The sequence below is a fragment of the Nocardia sp. CA-120079 genome, assembly GCF_050955745.1.
Classification (GTDB): domain Bacteria; phylum Actinomycetota; class Actinomycetes; order Mycobacteriales; family Mycobacteriaceae; genus Nocardia.
In genome coordinates, this window is sequence record NZ_CP192088.1 from 8,320,769 (window position 1) to 8,347,748 (window position 26,980).

Sequence of the window (26,980 nt, forward strand, 5' to 3'; positions counted from 1 at the left end):
CAAGCCAAGGCTCAAGCCCGAACCGAACCGGTATGCCCCGCAACGGATATCGGCGCTCGGATGCGCGGGTTGATGAGCTGGGTAGACATGACCACTCCCCTGAAAGAGCGCGACATCCACGCCGGTCATGAATCCGCACGGAATCGCGACACCTACAGCCGTGGGCACGGCGTGGAACGCAGCCGATGAACGCCCGACTCGCATATGGCCACTCAGTGTCCTGTTCTTTGGCCTTTTTTTGGCCACTCGGTTCCGGTGTCCTTGGGGGACAACGTAATTCGTCTGCTCATGCACGAAGGGAGGCCACTCGATGACTACGACCGGCGCGCAACTGGCCGAGCGTGACAGACGCATCAGGGATCTGCGCGACCTCGGAGCCACCTACCAGCAGATCGCACGCCAATTGCACATCTCGGCCCGAAAGGTCGAAACCGTCCTCGGCGAAGCCGCAACACTGCACGAATCCGGTCTCACAGTCCGGGAAATCGCGGCCCGGCTCGGGCTCCCACGTGCGTCGGCGCATCGGCTGATCACCGATCGGTCCGAGCCGTCGCTGTCTGCCAGATACACGGTCGCGGCAACGGCTTTGGTGGACATGTACGGGATGCAGATCGACGTGCTGGGTTGGTTCCTCGATCTTCCGCGCACCACGGTCTACACCCTGGTCAAGCAGATGCGCAAAGACCGCGTCGTGCAGGCGAAGCTGCAAGAGGTGCAGGCAGGGGCGAAATGGGTTGTGCCGACCGGGGAAACCGCGGCGTCGTATCTGGGTTGGCGGCCGTACACGGTGTGGACGGTTCCGGTCAATCACTGCGAGCACTATCGCGCGGTCGCCCAGGCCCGCGTCATGCTGAACGGCTCGGACCTGACCAGCTGGGTATCCGAACGCCGCCTGCGCCATGACGCCGAAGTCGAGGCCCGCCGATCCCGTTCCCGCACAACCACACTCGGGCACATCCACGACGGCCGATTCCACGGCGTCGTTGACGGTACCTACGGATGGTGGGCGATCGAAGTCGAACTGACTTCCAAGAGCCCAGCCAACATGGACAAGGCCCTGCGCGGTGCGATCTACGCCGCCCGCGACGCCCGACCCGAACCCATGATCGGAATCCTGTACCTCTACCGGGGTCGGGATGTGGAGAGCACCATCACCGCCGCCGCCAAACGGCTCCCGGTCGCATTCGACGAGGTGGAATGCGACCTGGTGCTGCGCGACTTCGACCGCGACTGGAACCGCTTCCTCACCCACCGGAATGCCCTGCGCGACGCCAAGAAGACCGCGCCCGGCACCACTTTTCCGACCGCTTCCAAGGACCTGCCATGACCATCCACGCCCGCGACGACGAAGACGACTACTTCTATGCGACCGGACGCGAGTCCCGCGCCATCTACGCGCTGGTGCAGCACCGCGCCATGCAACCCGATGTGCTGGCCGATTTCCTCGGCACCGGCCGCAACCATGTCTACGAGATGCTCACTCGGCTGCACAACGGCGGAATGGTGCACCCGCTGACAAAGATCTCCGCCGGGCCGAAATGGATCGTGCCGACCCGTAAGGCCGTGGCGCAGGTGTTCGGGCACTCGATGCCGGACTGGCAGCCCTCCCGCTTGTGGTCTGCTCGTGGCCGCGCCATCGCGCAAGTCCGGATCGCGTTGGGCGCAACTGGGTGGAGTGACTGGGAATCCGAACGCGAACTGCACTACGACAATGACCATCGCGGCACGTACCCCTACGACGGACGACTGATCCTCGGCGGTGCGCTGGTGGCGGTCAAGGTCGACACCTCCAACTACACACCGCCGAGCAAACTCGCCGAAATCCTGGTGCGCACCATCCGTGCCGCCGCCGACCCGGGCTCCGGTCTGCTGTACGTCTGCGCAGGAGACACCAAACCAGAAACTGTGGTGCGCACCGTCGACGAACTCACCCGACGGGGTGTCCTCGACAACGGTGCGCTGAAGGTCGCGGCCGTCGATTTCGACGACCTCACCGACCCGGCTATCCCGGTGCTCACCCCGTGGGGTGTCGCATGAGCGAACCACTACGCACCGAAGCTGTTACAGCAGGCGACATGGTACGGACCGCGTGTGACGGCCACCGACACGGCAGTGCACGGCAGGCGATACTTGCCGCCACCGACCACCCAGCCGCGAATATCAGCAGCTCAGACACCCAATCGCGTGACTGGTGGACCGAAACCGCCATTTCGGATCAGTCCGGAGCCGACGCCGACCCCACCAACCGTGAGAGGTCAAGAGACACCGCTTGCACCGAGGGCAGCAACGTGCGCACCACACGCCGCACCGGATGCGCGATCGGCGCGAACCATGTGACACCTGCTGGTGCGCAATGCGACACCCTGCGCGCCGGATGTGACAGCAGCGCACCGGACGCACCGCCCGCTGGTGCGCAGCGCACCACTACCCGAACCACCGCACCACAACGAAACGGAGACACCACCATGAACGGGGGCGACGATCGCACCAGAGCCCAATATCTGAGCGTTCCGCAAGCAGCCGGTTACTTGGGAACGACCGAGCGATTCATGCGTCGCCTGGTCGCTGAGCGCCGCATTGTGTTCTACAAGGTCGGTCGGCATGTCCGATTCTCGATCAACGATCTCGAAGCCTTCGCCCAGGCCGGACGCGTAGAGCCGGTCACCGTTAGCTGGCACGGCGGCCAGGTGAGTGCCTGATGGCTCGGAACTCCAAACGCCGCCGTTTCGGCAAGATTCGGCAACTCTCTTCCGGCCGCTGGCAAGCCTCGTTCATCGGACCGACCGGGCAGCGCCAGAACGCTCCCTATACCTTCCGCACCCAAACCGACGCGGATCGATGGTTGGTCAATGTCGAGTCCGATATCAGCAAGGGGGTGTGGATCGATGGCAATCTCGGTCGGCAGAAGTTCGGCGACTATGCCGAGGCGTACCTCCAGAACAATCCGAACATCGGTGAGAAATGGGCCGAGGACTGTCGGCGGAACATGCGGCTGCACATGGTCGATCTGCTCGGCCTGCCGTTGGTTGCAATCACGGGACCCGTGGTCCGCAGCTGGCACGCCAAAGCCCTCGCGGGCAAGGGTGGTCGCACGGCTATCGCCCAGTCGTATCGTTTCGGTCGAACAGTGATGAACTGCGCGATTCGTGACAACGCGATCCGCAGCAACCCGTTCAACATCAAGGGCGCCGGAGCGGACAAAGCCGGAGAGCGGTCTATCGCCACGGTTGCCGAAGTTGCGCAGCTGGTCGAACAGGTCACTCCGCGGTACCGGGCAGCTGTGCTGTTGGCCGCTTGGTGCGGACTTCGCCGCGGGGAGATATGCGGGCTCGCCGTCTCGGACCTCAACCTCAACACGAATGAGGTTTGGGTACGGCGCAACCGGGTTGAACTGCTGGAGTCATCCAGGAAGTTCGACAAGGATCCTAAGACACCGGCGGGGAAGCGCCCGGTGTCGATCCCGCCACATCTGCGGCCGTATCTCGTTGAGCACCTGGAGAAGTGGGCAGGCAAGAAATGGCTCTTCGTGGGCCGCGACGGAGGCCGGATGCGCGGCGACGCCATCCGTAAGGCGTTCACCCGCGCACGAAGCAGGGTCGGCGTGAAAGTCACCTTCCACGACCTCCGGCACACTGGGCAGACCCTCGCCGCTTCAACAGGTGCCAGCCTGGCCGACCTCAAGAAGCGGCTTGGCCACGCCTCCGACTCAGCAGCCTCGCGATACCTTCATGCTGTCGACGGCCGAGACAAGGAGATCGCAGCCGCTATGAGCAAGCTGGCCGCCCAAGGCACCGCCGCACCGCTTCCCCAGTCGATCGTCGTGAAGAACTGATGCGCAGGTATCGGCCTAGACCGATAGGGCACGGAGGGGGCGCGCACCCCCCTCCGCAAGTCTCTGACCTGCGGAAGGAGTAACCGCCTCCGGAGCAGAAGGCCGCAGGTTCGAATCCTGCCGAGGGCACCAACCTGCCATCGCGTTTCCGCAGGTCAGCGCCGTTTTTTGTTTTGCAGGTTCGATTCCTCGAGGACGCTATCGCGGTTCGGCTTCGGTTCGGCTCATACCCGCAGGTCAAAACGGCTGTCTGGTCCGAACCTCTCGGCTCCGGTTCCGCCGCCACGTCAGCAGGAGGGCGTCCTCGTGGATCTCGGAGTCGAGGGCAAAGACGCAGCGCTTCTGCGCGCCCAGTGATCGAGCTTGGTGACTTCTCCCGGCAAACACATGGGGCAGGCTATGGCACGCTGGCGCGCCGACCGAAGCTCGACTACCCGTACGCCAGCCCCTTGACCACAGCGCTCGGCAAGTCGGCTGTCCGCATCCAGTACGCCGCAGTCACGGCGACAGTGGTAGACACCATGCCGCCATGGCGATCGGAGCGACAGACCGTAAGGCGTTCGAACCCGTCTTGTCCCCATGACTACAGGCTATGGATCCATCTCGCCGACGCACGAGTCTTATTCCCGATGCTGATCGGACGCACCGGTCATTCGACAACTCGCTCCCAGGCGTCTCGAACGACGGCCAGCGCAGTCTCAGCCGTAATCACCAGCCGGGTCTGCCCGGCCAATTGTGTGTTCCAGTCGTCTTCGCCCGGTGCACGATCGAACAATTGCGGGCTGGGGAACCGGTTTGTCGGACCATATCTCCTGTACAACGCTCCCGCAGCACTGTCGATCGCGCCGATGCCGCTCAGTGCCCAAAGGTCCCAGAGGTCGCGTGATGCGCGCCGGTCGTGCCATGTCACCGTCTTCCCCGCAGCAAAGGCCGACAAAGTGGGAACGAACAGCTCGGCCGGCGGCACGTCGCTGTAACGCTGCTCTAGACGGCGGAGTTCGGTAGGCCACACCGTTCGCCCGCGTGCCGACAGCAATTGAAGCTTGACGGACACACCGGACGCGGAGCGAAGGTTGGCCACCCCCGTGTCCGAGACATCACTCAGCGACGGCGCCCATTCCAGCCGACCGTAGCTCCGCGCGACAGATCGCGGCAAAGCTGCGTCGAGCTCGGCAGCCAGTACTGTTCGGTTGTCCAACGCAACCAGATCGATGTCTTCACTGAGCCTGCCACCCACCAGATGGGTACGGGCAAGAGCAGTTCCACCGATGAAGTGCAACCGGTGACCGAACCCTCGGCTGACTGCCGCCAGCAGATGGGAGATCAGATAGTCACGCTCGACCTGCTCCGCAGAAACTCCGAATTGAATTGCGACACTGTCACGTTCGTCGACGCTCATTACTCCGCCCAACTTTCCGCACGTCGAAGCGCTACCCCCAGACGCTGATCAGTAGCGAGCTGTGCGAGTCTCGCCGAATCACACCGGCGGTAGAGCGTCTCGACCGCCGAACGAACCTCGGCCTCGGCATTGCCCAGCTCCGGGCGCCGGGCAAGATCGAGCACCGTCTGTTCCGGAGTAGTGACCAGCGCTGGACCCAGTGAAGTTTCGATACGCTCGGCGTCGAGAGCGTCGGTATCTCGGCGGACGAACCGAACCCGTGCCGAACGGTCGGTCAGTGCGATCGGCCGATGCTGACTCGGAACCGCGACAACCGCAGTCGCCAATGCACGAGGTACGGCTCCCAGCAGGCGGGCAGCGCTGATGCCCATGACGACGATCTGATCCGCCCCGTAAATCGATGACGCGATACCCGCGGCCGCCGCCTCGAGACCGGGCAGCCAGGTCCGGCCGACGTAGTCCGGGGGGACGATGACGTAGTAGCCATGAGCGATGCGGTGCAGCACTCCCCGATCGACGAGCCGCGCGATCTCGGGCCGCGGTTGGGCGTAGATATCGGCCAAGTCCTGGGGCCGCACAGTTCGAAGCGGTGCCCGCCAAAGCTCACTGGGCAGCGGTGTACTGCGACGCCCGGTCACCAGCACCACCTCCGGAACTATGCATATTGTTGGCTATTACCCAACGAAATGCATACTACCCCGGAAATGGCCACCGCCCCGTCCACCGCCCGGGTTTGGCGGCGACCCGTGGTTGCGTCAACTCAGTGTCACGAGTTGTCACAACCTCACCCGATGTCTTCGCCGCAGCATCCAGAGCTTCGACCTGTGAATGGGTATAGATCCTCGCTGTCACGCTGGCGTCGGCGTGCCCGACCCATGCCGCAATCACCGCGGCGACCCCACCGGGAGTGTGGGCGGTAGTGCTCGAAGGTCGTGCCCGATTACCTCGCCGTGGTCGACGGCCAGGCTCGGTCGTCGATTGTGAGCCAGGGTTCGGTGGCTGCGGAGGTGGGGGGTGTGCCGGTGAATTCGCGGATGTCGCGGTGGAGGTGGGATTGGTCGGCGTAGCCGGTTTCGGCTGCCACGCGGGAGGGGGAGTGTCCTTGGACGAGGCGGTGGACGGCGTGGTCGAAGCGGACCAGTTTGGCGGCGCGTTTGGGGGTCAGGCCGATTTGGGTGCCGAAGCGTGACCACAGTCGTTGGCGGCTCCAGCCCAGCTCGGCGGCGAGGTGCTCGACGCGGAATCGGCCGCGGCTGAGCTTGATTCGGCGCCATGCCCAGGCGACCTCCGGGTCGACGCGGTGGTCGTGCCGGGACCGCGCGGACAGCGCGGTGTCGACCAGGGCGAATCGGTCGGGCCAGCTCGGTGTCTCGTGCAGGCGCTCGCACAGCCTCCCTGCCTCGCGACCCCAGAGGTCGTCCAGGCCGACGATGGTTCCGCCCAGCTCGGTGGGCGCGAAGCCGAGGATGGCTTGGGCGACAATCGGTTCCAGACGGATCTGGACGCATTCGACGGCGTCGACGCGGACCGGAAGCGCGGTGCCCGCGAGGCCGAGGGTCAGGCTGCCCGAATGGCTGCGGCCCGTCGAGTCGCGGACCTCGAAGCTGCACTCGCCGCATTCGACGATCACCGTGACCGCCGGATGCGGAATGACACGAACCTGCTCGGGGCCGTCCCCGTGAACATGAAATCCGGCCATGTCGACGCCGCGCAGGGCGGGTGGCCGCGCCGGTCGCGCGATATCCCAAGGCACACGTCGATTGTATGAGTGGCCGCGAACGCTGACATTTCTTCAATACGTGACCCGCTGTCGTGTCCGAATGTGGTGGCGTCCCAACCAATCGAAGGAGAAACCGTGGACGAAACCACTGCCGCCGCAAGACCGAATCGGTGGCGGCATATCGGGATGCTGATCGTCACCGGCCTGGTCGCCGTGCTCACCGGCAATACGACCGGCGCAGCGAATGCCGAGACCGACGATTCGCACGAGCACATGGTGCAGCTGCCGGGCGGCGACATCCATGTCGTTGCCGACGGAACACCCGGCGCTCGCGCGCTGGTGCTGCTGCACGGGCTGGGCGCCTCGACCGCCTACTGGGATCCGGTGCTGCCCGCCTTGCGGGACCAGTACGTCGTGCGCATCGACCTGCTCGGCCACGGCAAGTCCGATAAACCCGACAGCGGCTACAGCACGTCCGAACAGGCGAGCCGAGTCGGGGCCGTGCTCGACCAGCTGGGCGTGCGCCGGGCGATCGTCGTCGGGCATTCCTCCGGCGGCTACGTGGCCACCTCGCTGGCCGAACAGCGCCACGACCTGGTGTCGGCGATCATGGTGATCGACTCCGGACCCCGCCTGGACGCCGTCACCGATAACGGTCCGGTCGGCAACCTGCTGTTCGTTCCGGCGATCGGGCAGCCGCTGTGGCCGCTGCTCCCGGACGTCGTGCTCCGGCAAGCCATGAGCTCCGCGTTCACCCGGGACGTGCAGATCCCCGACCGGTTCGTCGCCGACCTGCGCGGCATGACCTACCGCAGTCTCACCGCGACCTCCACCGCCTCGGATGACTACCTGCGGGAACGGACCGAACCGGACCGGCTCACCGACCTCGGCGTGCCGGCCATGGTGCTCTACGGCTCTCAGGACAAGCGTTGGCAGCCGAACTCTTTCGAGGAATACCGCCGCGTCCCGGGCATTCGGATCGAGAGCCTCGACTGTGGCCACACGCCCATGGTCGAAGCGCCCGACAGCACCGGCGCACTCATCCGTGACTTCGCCGGTCAGCACTGAATCCCCGCCGGCCGACCGGTCTTTCGCGGAACTCAGTTCTGGTAGTGCGCGGTGATCGACGGGGTGTCCGGGACTGCTCGGCAGGTGAGCACGTAGTTGTCGGCCACCTCGTCATCGGTGCGGCGTCGTTGCTGTGCATGATCGCGTGTCCGCCGGTGACCTCGGCGATACGCGTTGCGCAGTTACCGGATTCGCAGGAGAAGGGCGGGTGAATCCGGCAGGAGTCGAAGGTAGGGGTGGCGCGGTTGCGGTCCGCGCACAATCGTGTGTCGCCGTGAGCTGATCGGTGTTCCGGTCGTGGCGGTCCGAGTTGCCGTAATCTCACACACAGTTGGGGTGAGCGGGAGGACGCGACGATGACATATCCGCCGGGTGGGCAGCCGCCGTTCGGGGCGCCGCAGGGGCAGCCGCAGCAGCCGTATGGCTATCCGCAGCAGGGTGGTCCGGGGTATCCGCAGCAGGGTGGTCCTGGATATGGACCGCAGCAGGGGTATCCGCCGCCTGGCGGTTATCAGCAGCCGGGGTATCCGCCGCCGAAGAAGCGCAGGACCGGGCTGATCATCGGCCTGTTGGTACTGGTGCTCGTCATCGCGGGTGCGGTCGCCGCGGGCGTGGTGCTGACTGTGCAGGGCAAGACGCCGCTGGCCTCGGACGAGAAGAAGATCCAGGCGGCCATCCACGACTTCTACGACACGCTCGAGTCGAACGGTTTCGCCGCCGCGGCGGGCAAGGCATGCGCGGCCGACCGTGCCGAGTTCGACACGCTGACCGATGAGCAGAAGAAGGAATTCGATTTCGCCAAGATCGAGGTCAGCATCGACAAGATCGATGACATCGTCGTCACCGGCGACCGTGCGACGGCCCGGATCACCGGCAAACTCACGCTGACCGTCCCGGGTGAGACGCCGGATACCGATACGGGAACCACCGAACACCTGCGCAAGGAAGACGGGAAGTGGAAGATCTGCTCGGCGGAGTCGGGTAAGAACTGACGTAATCTCGTCGGATGAGCTGCTGCGGACCGTCGCGCCGGACCTTCCTCAGCGCCGTCGGGCTGGCCGCGCTCGCGAGCCTCGCGGACCCGGGTTCGGTTCGGGCTCAGCCGAATCCGCTTTTCGCGACCGATCTGGAGGTCGTCACGGTCACCGATCGATCGGTGATTCTCACCTGGACGACGGTGGCCCCTGATCCGAGCGGCCGACTGCTGCCGGTCGACACGGCCGCCGAAGTGCGCCTCGGTCCGGCCGACTCAGCACTGACCACCGTCTATGCCGAGGACGAGCCCACCCCGTTCCACTATGCGCAGATCGACGGTCTGGAACCAGGCCGTCCCTACCGATTCGAGGCATGGTCGAACGGCGTCCGTGCTGTCCCCGCGCTCTCGCTGACCACTCGCATCCCCGGAAGTCCGGAATCCACCGGCGAATTCACCACCCTGACACCACCGCCCGGTCGTCCGCTGCGCACCGTCGCACTAGCCAATGACGTGCACTACGGCGAGCAGGTCAGCGGCCTCGTCGTCGACAACCTGCCGCCGGGTTTCCGGCAGGAGCCCGGCCTGCCGCCCTACCCGGAGGTGATGCTCGCGGCCATGCTCGATGATCTGCGCCGCCCCGACCGCGCCGCCGACGTCCTGCTCATGGCGGGCGATCTCACCGCCGAGGCGACGCCGGAGCAATCGCGTTCGGTTCGCAGGCACCTGGACTCCTGGGGCGCGCAGGGCCGCGACTACCTCTCCGTGCGCGGCAATCACGACCGTCCGCACATGGGCTCGGAATATCGGGGCTGCATTCCCGCGCCCGCGGATCATTACGATTGCTGGGCAGAGCATTTCAATCCGCGCCAGCAACTGATCGAGCACGAGTTGGGCGGCCTGCGGCTGCTGGGACTGGACACCAGCGAACTCGACGGTTCGGGCGGCAGCATCGAACGCCCGCAATTCGACCGGCTCGGCGAACTGCTTCGCGCTGATCCGGACCGCCCGACGCTGGTCTTCGGCCATCACCCGGTGACCATCGAATCCGGTCTGACCAATACCGCCGGACCGGGTTTCGTCCTCAACCGCCCGGACAGCATCGAACTCCAGACGCTCTACGAGCGCGCGCCCGGGGTATTCCTGCAGCACAGTGGCCATACCCACCGAAACCGTCGCACCCGCCCCGACACCGGAGCCGCGGTGGAATTCCTGGAGGTCGCCGCCGTCAAGGAGTATCCGGGCGGCTACAGCCTGCTGCGCCTGTACGAGGGCGGGTACATGATCAACTTCTACAAGACACGCACCGCGGCCGCCCGCCGCTGGAGTGCGACCACCCGCGGCGAATACTTCGGCCTGCTGCCGGATTACACGCTCGGCACCTTCGCCGACCGCAATCACGTTGTGCTGCGGGACTTCTCGGGTCTGTCCTGACCGGCAGACAAACGCACATCCGCCGCAGCCGTACCGATACCATCGCCGCAGTTCGGACGCGGTATCTTGCTTAGGTAAGCCTCATCATATGAAGTGAAACCTTGCACGCGTCGGAAGGACTCGAACATGTCGATCAGATGGAAAGCGATTTCCGCAGCGCTGGCCGTCGCTGTCGCGGCGCTCGGCGTGACGGCCTGTTCGAATTCCTCGGACGACAAGAACGAGATCACCGTCTACAACGCCCAGCACGAATCGCTGACCAAGGAATGGGTGGACGCGTTCACCAAGGAGACCGGCATCAAGGTCACACTGCGCCAGGGCGGTGACACCGCACTGGGCAACCAATTGGTCGCCGAGGGCGCGGCGTCCCCCGCCGATGTCTTCCTCACCGAGAACTCCCCCGCGATGGCGCTGGTGGAGAACGCCGGACTCTTCGCCGATGTCGACAAGAAGACCCTGGACCAGGTGCCCGCGCAGTTCCGCCCGTCCACCGGGAAGTGGACCGGAATCGCCGCCCGATCAACGGTTTTCGTCTACAACAAGGACAAGATCGCGGCCGATCAACTGCCCGCGTCGCTGCTCGATCTGGCGCAGCCACAGTGGAAGGGCCGCTGGGGCGCGGGCGTTTCCGGCGCCGACTTCCAGGCCATCGTGGCGGCCTTGCTCGCGCTCAAGGGCGAGGAGGCCACCAAGGCGTGGCTCAAGGGGATGAAGGACAATGCCACGGCATTCCCGAACAATGTCGCCACTATGAAGGCGGTCGACTCCGGTCAACCCGACGGCGGCGTGATCTACCACTACTACTGGTACCGCGACCAGGCCAACACCAAGGAGAGCAGCAGCCACACCGGACTGCACTACTTCAAGAACCAGGATCCGGGCGCCTTCGTCTCGGTTTCCGGTGGCGGCGTGCTGAAGTCGAGTAAGAAGCAGGAGTCGGCGCAGAAGTTCCTGGAGTTCATCACCGCCAAGGCCGGCCAGGAGATCCTGCGCGACGGCACCTCGTTGGAGTACCCGGTCGCCAGTGATGTCGCGGCCAATCCGGCGCTGCCGCCACTCGCCTCGCTGCAGGCGCCCGCCGTCGATCCGAGCAAGCTCGATGCCAAGAAGGTGACGGCGCTGATGACCGAGGCAGGTCTGCTCTAGCCATGGCCGTCCGGACCGCTGTCGCCGCACCCCGGGTCGGAAGACCAGGGCCACTCGTCACGACCGTCGCGCTGCTATTGGTGGCGGCGACGTTCGTGCCGCTCGGCTACATCGTGTCCACCGTTTTCTCCACCGGTCTGCACGAGGCGGCGGAATTGGTTTTCCGCCCGAGGGTCGGTGATCTGCTGCGCAATACGGTCGGGCTGGTAATCGTCACCGTCCCGATCTGTGTGGTGCTGGGGGTCGGGCTGGCCTGGGTGGTGGAGCGGACGAATGTGCCGGGCGCGGCGTGGTGGGGGCCGGTATTCGCGGCACCGCTCGCCGTGCCGGCGTTCGTGAACAGCTACGGCTGGGTCAGCGTTTTCCCGACCATGCACGGGCTGTGGGCGGGCGTGGTGATCTCCACGATGTCGTATTTCCCGCTGGTGTATCTGCCCGCGGCGGCCACACTGCGCCGCCTCGATCCGGCGGTGGAGGAATCGGCGCGGGCGCTGGGTTCGGGTCCGGTCGCGGTCTTCACCCGAATCGTCCTGCCGCAGTTGCGATTGGCGATTCTCGGCGGCGGACTGCTCATCTCGCTGCATCTGCTCGCCGAATACGGCGCGTTCGTGATGATTCGGTTCGACACCTTCACGACCGCGATCTTCGAGCAGTATCAATCCAGCTTCGCCGGTCCGGCAGGCAGCATGCTGGCCGGTGTGCTGGTGCTGTGCTGCCTGGTGTTGCTGGCGGCCGAGGCGGGCGCGCGCGGCAAGGCGCGTTACGCCAGGATCGGCAGCGGTGCGCCCCGGGCGGCTGTCCGGATTGCGCTGGGGCCCAGCACCATTCCGGTTCTGGCCGCATTGGCCGCAGTGGTCGTCGGCTCGATCGGCGTGCCGCTGTGGACCATCGTGCGCTGGCTACGCATCGGCGGTGCGCAAGTCTGGGATTACACCGAGATCGGCACGGCACTCGGACAGACCATCGCCCTTGCGACGATGGCCGCGCTGCTCACCACACTGTGCGCGTTCCCGGTGGCCTGGATCGCGGTGCGCTCGACATCGGCCTTCGCCCGAATGGTAGAGGGCGCCAACTACATTACGAGTTCGCTGCCGGGCATCGTGATCGCGCTGGCCATGGTGACGGTCACGATTCGGTGGGCGCCGCCGCTCTATCAGACGGTGACCATGGTCGTGGCCGCCTATGTGCTGATGTTTCTGCCGCGGGCGCTGGTCAGCGTGCGGGCCGGGCTGGCGCAGGTGCCGGTCGGGCTGGAGGAAGTGTCGCGCTCGCTCGGTCAGTCGGGGCCGGTCACCTTCGTGCGCGTCACGCTGCGGTTGACCGCGCCCGCCGCGGCCTCGGCCGGTGCGCTGGTATTCGTTGCGGTGGCGACCGAATTGACCGCGACATTGCTGTTGGCGCCCAGCGGAACTCGCACACTGGCTATGCGATTCTGGTCGCTCTCGGGCGAATTGGACTATGCCGCGGCCGCGCCCTATGCACTCATCATGATCGTCGCGGCCGTGCCGGTGACGTATCTGCTGTTCACCCAATCCAGGAAGGCGGCCGGGTTATGAGTCGGCTTGTCGTGGCGGACGTTTCGAAGACATTCGGCCACCACCGGGTACTCGGCGGGATCGATCTCGAAGTGCCGAACGGCAGTTCGACCGCGGTGGTCGGCTCATCGGGGTGCGGAAAGACCACGCTCTTGCGGGTGATCGCCGGATTCGAGGCGCCGGACACGGGTTCGGTCGCGATCGGCACCGAAACCGTGACCCGCGACCGGTTTTCGGTGCCGCCGCAGCGGCGCAATGTCGGGTACGTCGCGCAGGACGGTGCGCTGTTCCCGCATCTGACCGTCGGCCAGAACATCGCCTACGGTCTGCACAATGGATTCTGCGGGCTGCGACGCGGTCGGAATCGGGTGAACGAGCTGCTGGAGATGGTCTCGCTCGATCCGTCCTACGCCGAGCGCCGCCCCCATCAGTTATCCGGCGGCCAGCAGCAGCGCGTCGCGCTCGCGCGTGCGCTCGCCCGCAAACCCAATGTGATGCTGCTCGACGAGCCGTTCAGCGCACTCGATGCCGGGCTGCGAGCCACCACCAGGCAGGCCGTTGCCGAGACACTGCGGGCGGCGGGCATGACCAGCATCTTGGTCACCCACGACCAGGAGGAAGCGCTCTGCTTCGCCGAACAGGTCGCGGTCATGCGTGAGGGGGTATTCACCCAGGTCGGCGCACCGGAACAGGTCTACGCCGCGCCCACCGATCTGTTCACCGCCAAATTCCTCGGCGATTGCGTACTGCTCGACGCGATGGTCGACGGCGATGTGGCCAAATGCGCGCTCGGCCGGGTTCCGGTGCAGAAGTCCGCGCCAACCGGGTCGACGACCATCATGATTCGTCCGGAACAGCTTGTGGCGCAGGTGGTTTCGGATAGCGAAGCGAGTAGCGGGATCGTGCACGAGGTGGAGTTCCGCGGGGCGGATGTGATGCTGACCATCGCGCTGGACGGCGATGTCGATCCGGTGCGGGTACGCCGGGCCAGCGTTGCGGCGCCGACCGCGGGCGAGCGCGTCCGTCTGGAGGTGCTCGGGAACGCCGTGGCCTTCGAACCGGCCTGAACCACGGACACCCGACCCGGCGGTGGCGTATCACCGGGTCGGGCACCCATGGCGCACCCTCACCTTTGGAGCGAGCGGCGGGAATTGAACCCGCGTAAACGGCTTTGCAGACCGTTGCCTCAACCACTCAGCCACGCCCGCCTCGCGATGAATATTGCCGTCGCCGGATCGGAATGCCCACGTTTGCGCTCAGTGTGATCCGAACCGATGACGCTCGACTCTTCGGAATGCGACTTCTGCGGCGCTCACCGATCGGGAGAAGATTCGGAGCGGCGGCGGAACGTGGAATGATCAAGACCATGTCGCGGCCACGCCCACTTCCGATTGATCCGATCGAGGAGGCCCATCGTCAATGGGTCGGCCACGGCTGGGGCGATTTCGCCGATGGAATGGCGACGGTGACCTCGCTGGTTCGCGCCCAGCAAATCGTGATGGCCCGAGTGGACGAGGCCCTGAAACCGACCGGTCTGACATTCTCTCGATACGAACTCCTCATGCTGCTTGCTTTCAGCAAGACGGGCGCACTGCCCATGGCGAAGGCCAGTGCGCGACTGCAGGTGCACCCGACCAGCGTGACGAATACCGTCGATCGACTCGAAGCAGCCGAGCTCGTCGAGCGGGTGCCACACCCTAGCGATCGACGTGCCACTTTGATCGAAATAACCTCCGCGGGAAGGAAATTGGTTGCCGAGGCGACCGAGGAACTCAACGCGAAAGTGTTCGCGATTCCCGGCCTTCCGCCGGACCGGCTGCACACGCTGCTGCAGTTGCTCGCGGAATTCCGCCATGCCGCAGGGGACTTCGACACCGGCGATGAACCGGCCCGATGGTCGGCGCACGAACAGTAGCCAAACAGCCGGACCGGTCGGTCTTTACACCGTGCGGACGACCGTGCGGTAACGGTCTGGCATCCAACTAGCGAATTTCCCGCCCCGTCTTCTTGGCAGCGGAGGCGAAAGGGTCCACCATGGAATCCATGGTGCTGGTCTTGGGGGTATCGGCGGGCGCTGGTGGTGCCCGCGCGATGCTGACGCATTCCGATCAGCCGCATCTCCCCCCGATCGATCGATGCCAGGTGCCGCGGCGGGCGGGCGGTGGGGTCGAGGAAGCGGTCTTCGAGGCGATCCGCCAGATGCGCGTGGCCGCCGACCGGCGCGACGAGCTCATTACCGGAACCGCCGTGACCTGCCGCTGCCCGCTGCACGCCGACGCCATCCGCACCACCGCGGGCCGCACCCGGCTCACCATCGTCGACGAACCGCTGGCCCAGCTGCGCTACCTGCGCTTCACCGGCTGCCTGCCCACCACCGGCTCGGTCATCCTCTACGACCTCGGCAGTTCCGGTCTGACCATCACCCACGCCGACTGCCGCACCGACACCATCCTGTCCAGCAAACGCAGCACCGTACTCGGCGGCGACGGCTACGACGCACTGCTGTGCTGGCAATTGGCCCGCGGCGGTGTACTCACCGACAAACTGACCAGCCGCAGGCATCGCGAAGAACTCAGCAGCGCCCGGGTAATTACCGCGACGGACACCAGTTCCGGCGGACGCGCCGTGGTCACCCGCAGCGACCTCGCCGAACTGTGCGCCGCGGGCATCCACCACTCCGCATCGTTCGTCCGCCAACTGATCGAGGAGACCGGCGTCCAACCGGAAGCTCTGATCTTGCTGGGCGGCTGCACCCGCAACCCCGATATCCGCGACGAATTGTCCGAAGTGATCGAACTGCCGGTCATCTACGACGAGGAGCCCGAATACGTTTCGGCCCGCGGGGCGGTATTGCTCGCCGCGGAACGTCCCACCGGCGACGTGCGCATGGCGCGCTCACGCAGCGGAGCACTGACCGGTTCACTGGTGCCGACCACCACCGGCCGCCGCAAACTCATTGCCGCCGTTGCGGTTACGATCGCCTTGGGCGCGACCATCGCCGGACTGCTCGCCATGGACCACATCTCCGCCCAGCCACCCGGTGGCGTCAACGCGCCGACCCCCGTCGAAGTCGCGGAAATCCCGGCGACGTCCTTCAACTGAACACCTGTGCCCGGCCGAGATTCACTCGACCGGGCACAGTGCTACCCATCGGCGCTAGCTGTTGGTGAACTTCGCCGGACGCTTCTCGACGAAGGCGCTCATGCCTTCCTTCTGATCGTCGATTGCGAAGAGCGAGTGGAAGACTCGGCGTTCGAAGCGCAGGCCCTCGGCGAGGGTGGTTTCGAAAGAGCGGTCCACGGCTTCCTTGGCGATCATGGTGACCGGCAGCGACATCGAGGCGATGGTCTCGGCGACCTCGAGTGCGGTGTCGAGCAGTTCGGCGGCGGGCACTATGCGGGATACGAGGCCGGCGCGCTCGGCCTCCTCCGCATCCATATTGCGGCCGGTCAGCACCAGATCCATGGCCTTGGCCTTGCCGACGGCGCGGGTCAGGCGCTGTGAGCCGCCGATGCCCGGGATGACGCCGAGCTTGATTTCGGGCTGGCCGAATTTCGCGTTGTCCGCGGCGAGCAGGATGTCGCAGATCATGGCCAGCTCACAGCCACCGCCCAGGGCATAACCTGCGACGGCGGCGATGGTGGGCTTGCGGAACTGCGCCAGCCGGTCCCAGCGGGCGAAGTAGTCGTTCATGAACATGTCCATGTACGACTTGGGCTGCATCTCCTTGATATCGGCACCGGCCGCGAAGGCCCGCTCCGAACCGGTGATGACGATGGCGCCGATCGCGTCATCGTGCTCGAGTTCGTCGAGCGCGACGATGACATCGTCGAGGACCTGCGCGTTCAGCGCGTTCAGCGCCTTCGGGCGGTTCAGCGTGATCCAGCCGACCCGGCCCTTGCGCTCCAGCAGAATCGTCTCGAAGTCGCGCCCTCCCGTCGCCCGACCACCACCCCCCACGGAATCGCTTCGCGATGCATCCATATTTCAGACACCCTCTTGATCGGAACGGTCACGGATATCGGTGACGATAGCGGAGAAGTCCTTGCCACCCTGCGACTGGTTGAACCGGGTGTAGATCTCGGCGGCGAGCATGCCGAGCCGGCCGTCGACGTCGTTATCGCGCAGGGCATTCGCGGCCAGACCCAGGTCCTTGGTCATCAACGCGGTGGCGAAACCGGGCTGGTAATCGTTGTTCGCGGGGCTGGTCGGCACCGGACCCGGAACCGGACAGTAGCTGGTCAGCGCCCAACTCTGGCCGGATGCGGTCGAGACCACATCGAAGAACGACTGGTGGCTCAGGCCCAGCTTCTCGCCGAGCACCAGGGCCTCGGACAGGCCGATCATCGAGATGCCGAGCAGCATGTTGTTGCAGATCTTCGCGGCCTGGCCGACACCGGAGCCACCGCAGTGCACGACCTTGCCGCCCATTACCTGCAGCACGTCGAGCGCATCGGCGAAGTCGGCCTCGGTGCCGCCGACCATGAAGGTCAGCGTGCCCGCCGCGGCACCCGCGACACCACCGGAGACCGGGGCGTCGAGTGCACGATGACCCGCGCCGACGGCGTTGGCGGCGGCCGCTTTGGCGTCGGCGACATCGATGGTGGAGCAATCGATGAACAGAGTGCCCGGATCCGCGGCGGAGAGCAGATCGGCGTAGACGTCGAGGACGAGCTTGCCATTGGGCAGCATGGTGATCACGACATCGCGGCCCGCAGCCGCCGCAGTGGCCGAATCCACCACGGTGGCACCGTCTTTGCGTGCCTGCTCCTGTGCCGCGGGGACAGGATCGAAGGCGAGCACCTCATATCCGGCCTGCACCAAGTTCGCTGCCATCGGGCCGCCCATATGACCGAGGCCGAGGAAACCGATCTTCTTCGTCACTTGTTTGCCTCCAAACCCAATTCCTTATCGCCCAATTCGACGAAGTACGCCTCGACTTGCTCCGCGGTGACACCGGCGAGCGTCGCGGGCGACCACTGCGGGTTGCGGTCCTTGTCGATCACCTGCGCGCGGATGCCTTCGACCAGATCGTGCGAGGCCAGCGCGGCGATGGACACCCGATACTCCTCGTTCAGCACCGCCTCGAGGCTCCGCGCGGCACGGGCGGCACGCAGCGAACGCAACGTCACCTTCAGTGCCACAGGCGATTTGGCGAGCAGTTCAGTCGCCGCCTTGGCGGCCTCCGGCGAACCGTGCGACCGCAACCGATCGACGATCTCCTCAACGGAATCGGCGCTGTAGCAGGCGTCGATCCAGTCCTGCTGGGCGACCAGCTCGGATTCCGGCGCGTCCGTGGCGAATTTGGCAATCGCGATCTCCGCGGACTCGGTCCGCAGCGTTTCCAGCAGTGCCGGAATATGTTCCGATGCCACGTAGTAATCGGCGAAACCCGCGGCAATGGCGTCACCGGCGCTCATACGCGCGGTGGTCAGTGCGACGTGTGTGCCGATTTCGCCCGGCGTGCGGGCGAGCAGGTAGGTGCCACCGACATCCGGAATGAAGCCGATGCCGACCTCCGGCATGCCGATCTTGGAGCGCTCGGTGACGATCCGGTGGCTGCCGTGGCCGGAAAGACCGACGCCGCCGCCCATCACGATGCCGTCCATGACCACCACATAGGGCTTCGGATAGCGGCCGATCAGGGCATTGAGGATGTACTCGTCGCGCCAGAACACACCGGTGGCCGAATCCGCATTGGCGGCACCGCCCGGGGAGCCCCCCAGCAATGCGGACGCGTCACTGTGGATGGCGACGATATCGCCGCCCGCGCAGAGCCCGCGCTCCCCCGCACCGGTGACGACGACGGTGCGTACCTCGTCGTCATCGGCCCACACCTGCAGTGCCGCGGAAATGGCAAGGGCCATTGGATGATTCAGCGCATTGATGGCCTTGGGCCGGTTCAGCATGATCAGACCGAGTCCGTCGCGCTTATCGATGAGAACTTCGGATTCCGTCATGCTGCTCCTACCACCGAGCGGGCGACGACCACCCGCATGATTTCGTTGGTGCCCTCCAGAATCTGGTGCACCCGAAGATCGCGAACGATCTTTTCCACACCGTATTCGGCCAGGTACCCGTAGCCGCCGTGCATCTGCAGTGCCTTATTCGCAACCTCGAATCCGGCGTCGGTCGTGAATCGTTTTGCCATGGCGCACAATTCGACCTTGTCGTCGGCATCGGCATCCAGTGCGGCCGCGGCCCGCCACAGCAGGGTCCGCGCCGCCTCCAGTGCGGTACGCATATCCGCGAGCTGGAATTGCAATGCCGGGTTGTCCAGCAGTCGGCTGTTGAACGCCTTGCGCTGTGCCAGGTAGGTCACGGATTTCTCGAGCGCCGCCTGGCCGCCGCCCAACGAGCAGGCGGCGATATTGAGTCGCCCGCCGTTGAGCCCGTTCATGGCGATGCGGAAGCCATTGCCCTCGACGCCCAGCATATTCGCGGCGGGCACCCTGGCGTTGTCCATGATCACCTGACGAGTGGGCTGGGCATTCCAACCCATCTTCTTCTCGTTGGCGCCGAAGGAAATCCCCGGGGTATCGGCCGGAACAATGAATGCCGAAATCCCACGCGCACCCGCATCGCCGGTGCGCGCCATGATGACGTACACATCGGTGCTGCCCGCTCCGGAGATGAATTGCTTTACCCCGGTGAGCAAGTAGTCGTCACCGTCGCGAACGGCCTTGGTGCTCAAGGCCGCCGCATCCGATCCGACACCCGGCTCGGTGAGCGCGTAGCTGCCGAGCCATTCCATCGAGGTCAGCCGGGGCAGCCAATGGTTGCGCTGCTCGGCATTGCCGTAGTTGTCGATCATCCACCCAACCATGTTGTGGATGGAGATATACGCCGCGATAGCCGGGCAGCCGGTGGCCAGTTGTTCGAAGATGCGCACGGCATCGAGCCTGCGCAGTCCGGACCCACCGACGTCCTCGCCGATATAGATGCCACCCATGCCGAGCGAACCCGCCTTGCGCAGCACATCCACTGGAAAGTGTTTCTGCTCGTCCCATTCCAGGGCGTTCGGGGCGAGGTATTCGTCGGCGAAGTCGCGCGCCATTTCGGTAATGGCGCGCTCGTCGTCATTCAGTGCGAACACGATCGTCGACCTCCCGTCCGTGGTCCATTCAGTCCATCGTCGGAATGACGAAGTGGTTGCTGTCCTTCAGCCCGGAAGGCCAGCGCTGGGTGACGGTCTTGGTCTTGGTGTAGAAGCGAATCGAATCCGGACCGTGCTGGTTCAGATCGCCGAAACCGGAGCGCTTCCAACCGCCGAAGGTGTGGTACGCGATCGGTACCGGAATCGGCACATTGATGCCGACCATGCCGACCTGCACGCGGGCGGCGAAATCCCGTGCGGTATCGCCGTCGCGGGTGAAGATCGCGACGCCGTTGCCGTATTCGTGCTCGTTGGGCAGGGCCAGCGCTTCGTCGTAATCCTTGGCCCGCACGATCGCGAGCACCGGGCCGAAGATCTCTTCCTGGTAGATCCGCATTTCCGGGGTGACATTGTCGAAAAGCGTCGCGCCGGTGAAGTACCCACCTTCGCCGCCGTCGACCTCGAGGCCGCGCCCGTCGATCACCAGCTCGGCCCCCTCATCGACGCCGATCTGGACGTAGTTCTCGACCCGGCCGAGCGCATCCTTGGTGACCAGCGGGCCGAAATCGGCACCGGCATCGTCGGAGCGCCCGACATTCAGTTTGGCGATCCGCTCGATCAGCTTCTCGCGCAGGCGGTTCGCGGTCTCCTGGCCGACCGGGACAGCAACCGAGATGGCCATACAGCGCTCGCCCGCCGAGCCGTAGCCCGCGCCGATGAGCTGGTCGGCGACATCGTCGAGGTCGGCGTCCGGCATCACGATCGCGTGGTTCTTGGCACCGCCGAAGCACTGTGCGCGTTTGCCATTCGCGGTCGCGGTCTCGTAGATGTACTGCGCGATCGGGGTGGAGCCGACGAAGCCGACGGCCTTGACGGTCGGCGAGTGCAGGATCGCGTCGACGGCTTCCTTATCGCCGTTGACCACGTTGAACACCCCCGCGGGCAGACCCGCCTCGAGGAAAAGCTCGGCCAGCCGCAGCGGCACCGAGGGGTCGCGCTCGGATGGCTTGAGCACGAACGCGTTTCCGCAGGCCAGCGCCGGACCGGCCTTCCACAGCGGAATCATGGCCGGGAAGTTGAACGGGGTAATGCCCGCGACCACACCGAGCGGCTGACGCATCGAGTAGACGTCGATTCCGGTGCCCGCGCTCTCGGTGTACTCCCCCTTGAGCAGATGCGGAATACCCGCCGCGAATTCGATGACCTCGATACCGCGCTGGATATCACCCCTGGCGTCGGGGATGGTCTTGCCGTGTTCGGCAGACAGCAGCGCCGCAAGGGAATCCATCTCGTCCTGCACAAGCGTCAGGAACTTCATCAGCACCCGGGCCCGCTTCTGCGGGTTGAACGCGGCCCACGCCTGCTGCGCCTCGGCCGCATTCGCGATGACGGCATCGACCTCGGCCTTACTGGCCAGCGGCACCCGTGCCTGCACCTGGCCGGTATTCGGATCGAAGACATCGGCGAAGTTGCCCGAGGCCCCGGCGACATGCTGCCCGCCGATGTAATGAGTGAGTTCGCGAACCATGCCAGTCCTGTTCTCGTAGTGGACGCCGCGCATCGCGCGATTTACGGTCATCCTATAGTTGGACGTCCAAGTAAATACAGGCGGATGGGCGGACTGTGATTCATCCCACGGCAACCGCCGAGCAATCAGCCGGACGGACCCAGTCGGCAGCCACCCGGCCCGACGCTGCTGCGCGCTCAGCCTTGGTGCGCAGCAGCGGAGTGCGGGTCAGCCCGTCAGTCGGCGGGCTTTGAGGAGCGAGTGAGCAGGAACGCGCCGATGGCGAGCACCACCGCGCTGACAATCACGATCCCGACCATTACCCCGACTTCGCCATCGAAGCGACTGGTGACCGCCATGCCGACGGCGAGCGCGACCGTCACGCTGCCGCCGATCACCAGCACCGCCGAACGTTGCGTCGCATACAGGACAAAGCAAACGACGGCTACCAGCGCGGTGAGCACGAAGCCCCATTGGTCCGGGCTACCGTCGACAGTCACCGCGCCCGAGTCCGCGATGAGGATCGCGATGACATATCCCGACCAGTTTTCGACGAACAAGCCGAATCTGGTGACCGCGAACCAGAGCCCGCCGAGGCCGAGTAGCCCGAGGCCGACCCAGACCTCGTCGACATCGAAGACCTCGTCGAGCACTACCAAGATCAGAACAACGCTGTACCAGGCCACGGCGAAGATGCCGATAACCGATGGCAACGCAAGGTAACCGAGTACCGCCACAACGAGACCCGCGCCGCATGCGCAGACCAAGGCGGTGTCGGAGTCGCCGGATTCGAAGACCGATCCGACCGTCACGGCGACCGATACGGACGCGAGGGCGAAGAGCACTGCAGCGAGCCGCGAGCGGGACGTATGCGCACCTCTGGTGCGCGTGAACAATCCGGCGGTGCCACCGGCCAGCGCGATCCCCCCGAGGGCGAGACCGATGGACACCAGCCCGAAGATGACGATGCGGCCGGTCCGCTGCAGGTCGTCCCAGGAGGACGTGAGTAATAGGGCGAGCGCGCCCAACATCGAACCGGCGCCGATGTAGGCGGCGATCTCGGCTAATAGCCTGCCCGGTGACTCGGGCTTCGTCCGCTCCGCCACCAGCGCCTTCGCAACCGCGTCGCGCTGGGCTTCGGTCAATACACCTTCGTCGACCAACCGCCGCAGGGCCGCCCCCGACCGATCTCGGATCCCCATGTATCGAGTATGACCACCGCGTCGGCAATCTGCTCCATGCCGATTCAGTGCTGCGGGCCGAGTTCCACCACCGTGCCAGGGTGCGCGAGTGAGGCCACCTGAATCGGTCCGCCCTTGGCCTGTTCGATGAGCTGGCCCTGCCAGGCGACGAAGCAGGAGGCGATTTCGCTGTTGTAGATATTGGTCAGAACCGGGGTGAGTGCCTTGGCCAGGTCGCCCTCGGCGGCGATGAGCTGATCGCGGTAGGGGCCGTAGTAGGGCAGGATCGCTTGCAGCACAACCGCTTCTACCCCCTGCACCTGGGTGATCAACGGATCGATCAGCGGCTGGTATCGGGCGATCACCGGTGCGATTTCGGCGAGGACGGGTCCGACCAATTGCAGTATCGGCTGGTAGACCGAGCCGAGGGCGAAGGCCTCGGAGGAGAACGGGCCGGCCAGCGGCGCGAGGCCGATGAGGGAGGCGAGGCCGCCCTGTTGTTTCGGTGCGGGCCAGCCGAGTGGGCAGGCGGGTTGGGTGTTGACGGCGGGGGTCGCGAACGGGCTGCCCCCGCCGAGCGGGATCGACGTTGCCGGTCCGGTGCCCGGCGAACCACCTAGTGGGACCGGGCCAGCCGGGCCGGATTCGCCTGGGGCATTAGCTGCCGGGGTGTTGCTGGCCGGACCGATGGCGACGGCGGCGGATACACCTGCCGCGCCGAGCGGAACCGCTGCGGCAGGGGGTGGAGCGGGGTCACCGGCCGCGGGTGGAGCGGCGGCACCGGGCTCGGCAGGCACGGCTGTCGACGCAGGCACCTGAGGGGCCGCGGATCGGCCCGCGGCCGGTTGTTCCTGCTGGACCACAACCGCGGCGACCTCATCGTCATCGCGAACCGTCAGTGCGGTCACCGCGACGGCGCTACCGATCACGGTCAGCGCGGCGACCGCCCGGATGGCACTGGCTACCCCCGGCCGTGTGGTGCGAGAAGTCATCGAACCGTACTCCTGTTCGTATCTAATGTGTCGGCGCCGCAGGCGATGTCGTGAGGGCCGAGGACGCAGGCGGTGCTCCCGGTGCGGCCGAGTCGGGTTCGAAGACGCCTTCGAGGTGCCAGACACCGGTGAAACCATTGAACGGACCGCCGACGATCGAACTGGTCCACTGCAGGGTGAATTCGCGAGTGGCCGGGTCATAGGTTCCTGTGGCGGGTGGGCCTTGGGCCGCATCGGATTTCGGCCGATCGAACCACTGCTGACCGACCCAGTCCCACACCTTCTGCACCTGCTCGGTCCCGGCCACCTGCGCGCCCTGTTTCTCCGGTGGCTTCGGCGCACCCTGGTTGAACTCCTGGTCGTTCCAGGAGGCGGCCCACGCGGACAGATTCGCGGTCAGTTTCCCGCCGTCGTTCACCACCGACGGTGGCGCTACCGCGCGCTGGGTCTGCGGATCGACCGGATTGGTGGAGATGCCGAATTCGACCGCGAAGAACTTGGTGGGCTTGGTAATCGATGCGGATAACGAATGCCCCTGTGCGAAGCCCGGTTTGGGCTCGCTCTGGTACCCGCCGGTGCGCAGACCGCCCGCGGTGCCCGGCTCGAGCAGTGTGGTCGTGCCGCCCTGCGCCGGAGAGTCGCCATTGGGCATATAGGGGCCGCGCTCGGGCGTACCACCCGGCTGCACCATCCGGAACCAAGTGCCGGTCACGGTGTCACCGGCGACTGAACCCGGTGTGAAGCGCAGTAATCCGACCAGTTGCTCTGGACCTGATGACTCCGGGGCGTCACCATCGGAGCAACCCGACAGCACCGTAAGCGCGGCGAATGCGGCCGCGACGATCCTCGCGCGTGCCTTCACAGCCGGCCACCGCCTGCCATCGGCTCACTCGGCGAACCGAATTCGGTGACGGCCGCGACAATTACCGCATCGCGCATCCCGGTCTCGACGGTCGGTGCCTCGACAGTGGTCCAAGCCCCGACACTGTTTTCGCACCACCGCGAGATCCGATCGACGCTTGCGGTGCACCAGTGTCGGACAGCATGCGAGTTCATTTCGACTCACCACCAATCGCATTCGTGCGGTGTGCGGAATCTCCACCTTGTCGCGGGATACTGATCCCCGCGCAGATCAAAACCGAAATCCCTGGGACGATGTAGCACCAGCCGATACCCCGAAAGGCGGCGAATCCGAACCGCTTGGTCGAATCATTGAGTGCGACAACGGCTTCGAAATTCACGACATTGTCGTTCATGGCACCGATCAATGCCGCGAAGCGGGATGTCATCGGCTGCCAGCGCGATTCGAGCGCGGTAATGCCGGTCAGATCGGCATCCGGGTGGGCGGTACGGACCGCACCGGTGTATCGACTGTCGAGTTCGCCGTCGGCCGCGACGAGCGTGACGAAGTAGCCCTGCATCTTTCGCACCTCATCGTGGGTGAGAATCGGCCGGAATCCATCGATCAGTGGTTGCGCCGCTGGGGCGGCCGGAAACAGCTGGCCGACAATAGGTGTCGCGATCAACGCGAGTCCGGCGAGTGCCGCCACAGCGCGCCATAGCACAGCTCGCTGTCCGGCCTGTGCTCGGCGAAAACCGAATACTCCCGCGGCGATCAGGAACGTGCCCGGCAGTGCGAGCAGCCAAGGCAATGACCCGAATGACGGTGCAGCGGCGAGCTTTTCGTAATTGCCGCGGTTCGCATCGATCGCGTCGATCATTGTGGACATATCGGATCGAATGCCCGGGTAGTCACGAACGAACTTTTCCACCCGGTCGTAGCTCCCCGGCTGTTGACCAGCCGACTGCAGCGCCAGCACATTGATCCTGGCGTCCTCGAGCACCTGCAGATCGGATCGATAGCCATCGATACTCGACTGCGTCACGTACGGCGCGAACGAATCGATCATGGCCTCCCCCTTGACCGCTCGCGGGAACATCCCCGTGACAATGGGCGCGAGGACCAGCAGCGCGCCCATCACGATCAGCAGCACGAACGGCCACCGCCGCCCCGGTGGCGGCGGTGCAACATCCGGATTCGAGACGAATTCCGAATATGCGGGCAGCCCGGAGTTCTGCGACACGGTGTCGGTCGGAGCGGGAGTCATTGCCGGTTCCGGCCCGCTATGCGGTCCGCATTGAAGAACACTCCGGCCGCGAGGATGGCGAGCACGAGCAGAGCCGGCACCAGCCATACCGGATCGCGGTGTTCGCGTGGAACTTCGACGGTCTTGGTCGCGAGCACGGCATCGGCGTGAGACGGCTGTGCCTGCGCGATCGGCGCGGATTCGGCAACCGGCGCAACGTCCGCAGGAGTCGGCGCACTCGGCGCGGGCGCAGCGGCAGGCGCGGCCGGAGCTGCAGGCACGGCGGGTGGCGATGGTGCGGCCGCCGGAGTCGCCCGCGGCACCGCACCTCCGCGATATTGCCCTGCCAGATGCCAGAGCCCGGTGAAATTGTTGAACGGTCCGCCGACGATCTGACTGGTCCACTCGATCACGAAATTGCCCGCGCCATCGATGCTCCCGGAGATCGGACTCGTCTTTCCGGGCAGCCCGCCGCCCGGCTTGGGCGAACCCTGATTGAAGACCTGGTTGTTCCAGGTAACCCCGAGGCTGCTCAAATCGCCCGACAACTGCGCGCCATCGGCGAACAGCTGCGGCAGCCCGGTGACACCGCCGGTCTGCGGATCGGTCGGGTTGGTCGCGGTGGCGAAATCGACGCCGTAGAAGCGGACCGGCGTGGTCACCCGACCCGACTGGGCATTGCCCGCCGCGTCGAAGGCTGCCGCGGGTTGCGGTTGGTAGCTGCCACTCACCACACCGCCATCACTGCCCGCGGATAGCGGTGTCACCGTCTGGTCGCTGCAATGCGAATCGCTGTTCTGCAGATACGGTCCACCGGCATCGCCGGTAGGCAGGATCATCCGGAAGAAGCTGCCGGTCACCGCGCCGTTCGCGCACACCCCGGGGCCCAGCGCGAACAGGCCGTTCAGCGGCGCGGGTTCGGCGGATGCGGGCGGTGCGACAATCGCCGACAGGCCGAGGGCGGCGAACACGGCGAACAGCCGATACGGGTTCGTTCCCATGGATCGTCC

At 65.6% G+C, this 26,980-nt stretch carries 25 protein-coding genes and 1 tRNA gene; 12 read left to right on the plus strand and 14 right to left on the minus strand.

Annotation, left to right across the window (positions count from 1 at the left end; genetic code table 11):
• The first annotated feature begins 310 nt into the window (after positions 1-310).
• Genes ACQPYR_RS37865 through ACQPYR_RS37880 form a run of 4 tightly spaced genes read left to right on the plus strand, consistent with a single transcriptional unit; the run spans position 311 to position 3,832 of the window.
• Positions 311-1,327, plus strand: coding sequence for a helix-turn-helix domain-containing protein (locus tag ACQPYR_RS37865; protein WP_433624148.1), 1,017 nt, complete (start codon positions 311-313; stop codon positions 1,325-1,327).
• On the plus strand, positions 1,324-2,037 hold the full coding sequence (locus ACQPYR_RS37870; RefSeq protein ID WP_433624150.1) for a hypothetical protein: 714 nt from the start codon (positions 1,324-1,326) through the stop codon (positions 2,035-2,037). The genes ACQPYR_RS37865 and ACQPYR_RS37870 overlap by 4 nt, the downstream gene beginning before the upstream one ends.
• Positions 2,034-2,699 carry a helix-turn-helix domain-containing protein gene (locus ACQPYR_RS37875; RefSeq protein ID WP_433624152.1) on the plus strand — a complete coding sequence of 222 codons (666 nt, stop codon included), beginning with the start codon at positions 2,034-2,036 and terminating at the stop codon, positions 2,697-2,699. The genes ACQPYR_RS37870 and ACQPYR_RS37875 overlap by 4 nt, the downstream gene beginning before the upstream one ends.
• The gene (locus tag ACQPYR_RS37880; RefSeq protein WP_433624154.1) at positions 2,699-3,832 is read left to right on the plus strand and encodes a tyrosine-type recombinase/integrase; all 1,134 of its coding nucleotides are present in this window, start codon (positions 2,699-2,701) and stop codon (positions 3,830-3,832) included. The genes ACQPYR_RS37875 and ACQPYR_RS37880 overlap by 1 nt, the downstream gene beginning before the upstream one ends.
• A gap of 649 nt (positions 3,833-4,481) precedes the next feature.
• On the opposite strand, the gene ACQPYR_RS37885 is transcribed toward ACQPYR_RS37880, so the two are convergent.
• The 3 genes from ACQPYR_RS37885 to ACQPYR_RS37895 all read right to left on the minus strand — a co-directional run bounded on the left by ACQPYR_RS37885 (position 4,482) and on the right by ACQPYR_RS37895 (position 6,984).
• Positions 4,482-5,231 carry a nucleotidyl transferase AbiEii/AbiGii toxin family protein gene (locus tag ACQPYR_RS37885; protein WP_433624156.1) on the minus strand — a complete coding sequence of 250 codons (750 nt, stop codon included), beginning with the start codon at positions 5,229-5,231 and terminating at the stop codon, positions 4,482-4,484.
• Positions 5,231-5,869 carry a type IV toxin-antitoxin system AbiEi family antitoxin domain-containing protein gene (locus ACQPYR_RS37890; RefSeq protein ID WP_433635351.1) on the minus strand — a complete coding sequence of 213 codons (639 nt, stop codon included), beginning with the start codon at positions 5,867-5,869 and terminating at the stop codon, positions 5,231-5,233. Before ACQPYR_RS37890 ends, ACQPYR_RS37885 begins: the two co-directional genes overlap by 1 nt.
• 302 nt (positions 5,870-6,171) lie before the next feature.
• Positions 6,172-6,984 (minus strand): helix-turn-helix domain-containing protein, encoded by an 813-nt coding sequence (locus ACQPYR_RS37895; protein ID WP_433624157.1) that lies wholly within the window; start codon positions 6,982-6,984, stop codon positions 6,172-6,174.
• Positions 6,985-7,086: 102 nt separating this feature from the next.
• Between ACQPYR_RS37895 and ACQPYR_RS37900 the strand changes: the two genes are divergently transcribed.
• From ACQPYR_RS37900 to ACQPYR_RS37925, 6 genes are all read left to right on the plus strand, one after another.
• Positions 7,087-8,019: an alpha/beta fold hydrolase gene (locus ACQPYR_RS37900; protein WP_433624159.1), complete on the plus strand. Its 933-nt coding sequence runs from the start codon at positions 7,087-7,089 to the stop codon at positions 8,017-8,019.
• Between the two features lie 356 nt (positions 8,020-8,375).
• A complete protein-coding gene (locus ACQPYR_RS37905; protein ID WP_433624161.1) occupies positions 8,376-9,011 on the plus strand; it encodes an Rv0361 family membrane protein in 636 nt (211 codons plus the stop codon).
• Positions 9,012-9,025: 14 nt separating this feature from the next.
• Positions 9,026-10,426, plus strand: coding sequence for a metallophosphoesterase (locus ACQPYR_RS37910; RefSeq protein ID WP_433624163.1), 1,401 nt, complete (start codon positions 9,026-9,028; stop codon positions 10,424-10,426).
• A 126-nt stretch (positions 10,427-10,552) separates the two neighbouring features.
• Positions 10,553-11,572: an iron ABC transporter substrate-binding protein gene (locus ACQPYR_RS37915; RefSeq protein WP_433624165.1), complete on the plus strand. Its 1,020-nt coding sequence runs from the start codon at positions 10,553-10,555 to the stop codon at positions 11,570-11,572.
• A 2-nt stretch (positions 11,573-11,574) separates the two neighbouring features.
• Positions 11,575-13,128, plus strand: coding sequence for an ABC transporter permease (locus ACQPYR_RS37920; protein WP_433624167.1), 1,554 nt, complete (start codon positions 11,575-11,577; stop codon positions 13,126-13,128).
• Positions 13,125-14,174 (plus strand): ABC transporter ATP-binding protein, encoded by a 1,050-nt coding sequence (locus ACQPYR_RS37925; RefSeq protein WP_433624169.1) that lies wholly within the window; start codon positions 13,125-13,127, stop codon positions 14,172-14,174. The genes ACQPYR_RS37920 and ACQPYR_RS37925 overlap by 4 nt, the downstream gene beginning before the upstream one ends.
• A gap of 66 nt (positions 14,175-14,240) precedes the next feature.
• On the opposite strand, the gene ACQPYR_RS37930 is transcribed toward ACQPYR_RS37925, so the two are convergent.
• Positions 14,241-14,315, minus strand: a tRNA-Cys gene (locus tag ACQPYR_RS37930).
• A 158-nt stretch (positions 14,316-14,473) separates the two neighbouring features.
• Between ACQPYR_RS37930 and ACQPYR_RS37935 the strand changes: the two genes are divergently transcribed.
• Both ACQPYR_RS37935 and ACQPYR_RS37940 read left to right on the plus strand, forming a co-directional pair.
• Positions 14,474-15,022, plus strand: coding sequence for a MarR family winged helix-turn-helix transcriptional regulator (locus ACQPYR_RS37935; protein ID WP_433635352.1), 549 nt, complete (start codon positions 14,474-14,476; stop codon positions 15,020-15,022).
• A gap of 119 nt (positions 15,023-15,141) precedes the next feature.
• Positions 15,142-16,209 (plus strand): Hsp70 family protein, encoded by a 1,068-nt coding sequence (locus ACQPYR_RS37940; RefSeq protein WP_433624171.1) that lies wholly within the window; start codon positions 15,142-15,144, stop codon positions 16,207-16,209.
• A gap of 54 nt (positions 16,210-16,263) precedes the next feature.
• Here ACQPYR_RS37940 and ACQPYR_RS37945 read toward each other — a convergent pair whose 3' ends face one another.
• The 10 genes from ACQPYR_RS37945 to ACQPYR_RS37990 form a co-directional block, all read right to left on the minus strand.
• Positions 16,264-17,091 (minus strand): enoyl-CoA hydratase, encoded by an 828-nt coding sequence (locus ACQPYR_RS37945; protein ID WP_433624173.1) that lies wholly within the window; start codon positions 17,089-17,091, stop codon positions 16,264-16,266.
• Positions 17,092-17,094: 3 nt separating this feature from the next.
• Positions 17,095-17,991 carry a 3-hydroxyisobutyrate dehydrogenase gene (gene mmsB, locus ACQPYR_RS37950; RefSeq protein ID WP_433624175.1) on the minus strand — a complete coding sequence of 299 codons (897 nt, stop codon included), beginning with the start codon at positions 17,989-17,991 and terminating at the stop codon, positions 17,095-17,097.
• Positions 17,988-19,067, minus strand: a complete 1,080-nt coding sequence (locus ACQPYR_RS37955) for an enoyl-CoA hydratase/isomerase family protein (protein WP_433624177.1) — start codon at positions 19,065-19,067, stop codon at positions 17,988-17,990. The genes mmsB and ACQPYR_RS37955 overlap by 4 nt, the downstream gene beginning before the upstream one ends.
• Positions 19,064-20,203 (minus strand): acyl-CoA dehydrogenase family protein, encoded by a 1,140-nt coding sequence (locus ACQPYR_RS37960; protein ID WP_433624179.1) that lies wholly within the window; start codon positions 20,201-20,203, stop codon positions 19,064-19,066. Before ACQPYR_RS37960 ends, ACQPYR_RS37955 begins: the two co-directional genes overlap by 4 nt.
• A gap of 28 nt (positions 20,204-20,231) precedes the next feature.
• A complete protein-coding gene (locus ACQPYR_RS37965) occupies positions 20,232-21,731 on the minus strand; it encodes a CoA-acylating methylmalonate-semialdehyde dehydrogenase (RefSeq protein WP_433635353.1) in 1,500 nt (499 codons plus the stop codon).
• A gap of 215 nt (positions 21,732-21,946) precedes the next feature.
• Entirely contained in the window at positions 21,947-22,912 is a 966-nt protein-coding gene (locus ACQPYR_RS37970) for a DUF2157 domain-containing protein (protein WP_433624181.1), read from the minus strand.
• A gap of 44 nt (positions 22,913-22,956) precedes the next feature.
• Positions 22,957-23,883: a hypothetical protein gene (locus tag ACQPYR_RS37975; protein ID WP_433624183.1), complete on the minus strand. Its 927-nt coding sequence runs from the start codon at positions 23,881-23,883 to the stop codon at positions 22,957-22,959.
• A 22-nt stretch (positions 23,884-23,905) separates the two neighbouring features.
• A complete protein-coding gene (locus tag ACQPYR_RS37980; RefSeq protein WP_433624185.1) occupies positions 23,906-24,745 on the minus strand; it encodes a hypothetical protein in 840 nt (279 codons plus the stop codon).
• 190 nt (positions 24,746-24,935) lie between these two features.
• Positions 24,936-25,991 (minus strand): hypothetical protein, encoded by a 1,056-nt coding sequence (locus ACQPYR_RS37985; protein ID WP_433624187.1) that lies wholly within the window; start codon positions 25,989-25,991, stop codon positions 24,936-24,938.
• Complete coding sequence (locus ACQPYR_RS37990) at positions 25,988-26,971, minus strand: hypothetical protein (RefSeq protein WP_433624189.1); 984 nt, start codon at positions 26,969-26,971, stop codon at positions 25,988-25,990. Before ACQPYR_RS37990 ends, ACQPYR_RS37985 begins: the two co-directional genes overlap by 4 nt.
• Between the last annotated feature and the right edge of the window lie 9 nt (positions 26,972-26,980).